The organism is Mycobacterium sp. 1245499.0, from assembly GCF_001673615.1.
GTDB lineage: Bacteria > Actinomycetota > Actinomycetes > Mycobacteriales > Mycobacteriaceae > Mycobacterium > Mycobacterium europaeum_A.
On sequence record NZ_LZMG01000444.1, the window covers coordinates 1 to 947 of the forward strand.

General features: G+C 69.3%; 2 protein-coding genes. One reads left to right on the plus strand and one right to left on the minus strand.

Annotated features, from left to right (window positions below; translation table 11 throughout):
- Nucleotides 1-602 (plus strand): hypothetical protein (locus A5646_RS27555; protein ID WP_231998488.1); only part of this gene is annotated, 602 nt, incomplete at its 5' end.
- Between the two features lie 25 nt (nt 603-627).
- On the opposite strand, the gene A5646_RS27560 is transcribed toward A5646_RS27555, so the two are convergent.
- The coding region (locus A5646_RS27560) for a helix-hairpin-helix domain-containing protein (RefSeq protein ID WP_304441934.1) at nt 628-947 on the minus strand (320 nt) is incomplete at its 5' end.

Here is a 947-nt window from a genome sequence, read left to right on the forward strand (position 1 = left end):
TCGACGAGCTAGACGCGCTGTCGGACACCGAGCTGCTCGACTTCACCATCCTGGCAAAGGTTTTCGGGTATCCCACCCCCACCGCCGCGGTGCAGCCCCCGCCGGTGCTCAAAGAGGGCGACGACTGCCCCGACTCGACGCTGGCGGTCAAGGGCCTGACCAACGCGCCCCAGTACTTCATCGGTGACCAGCCGAAGTTCACCATGGTCGTCACCAACATCGGACTGGTGGCCTGCAAGCGCGACGTCGGCGCCGCGGTGCTGGCGGCCTACGTCTACTCGCTGGACAACAAGCGGCTGTGGTCGAACCTGGACTGCGCGCCGTCCAACGAGACGCTGATCAAGACCTTCACCCCGGGCGAGCAGGTGACCACCGCGGTGACGTGGACGGGCATGGGCTCGGCGCCGCACTGCCCGCTGCCGCGGCCGGCGATCGGTCCGGGCACCTACAACCTGGTCGTGCAGCTCGGCAACCTGCGCTCGATGCCGGTGCCGTTCATCATGAACCAGCCGCCACCGCCGCCGGGCCCGGTGCCCGGACCGGGTCAGCCGGGCGCGGTGCCGCAGCCCGAGGCGCCGCCGATGGCCCCGCCGGCCGGCTGAGGCCGATCACGCACCTAGCATTCACCTAGTTCAGCGAGTCGGTGATCGTCGACTCCGCCAGCTGCGACAGTCCTTCCCGCACATGGCGGGCCCACATCGCGCCGATGCCGTCGACCGATTGCAGGTCGGTGGCGCTGGCCGCCAGCACGTTCTGCAGCGTCCCGAACGAGCGGACCAGCAGGTCGGCGTGGGCGAACTGCAGCCGGGGAATGCCGGCCAGCGCCTGGTAGCCGCGCGGGCTGACCGCCGAATCCTGCGCCTCGGTGGTGGTCGGATACCCGAAAACCTTTGCCAGGATGGTGAAGTCGAGCAGCTCGGTGTCCGACAGCGCGTCTAGCTCGTCGA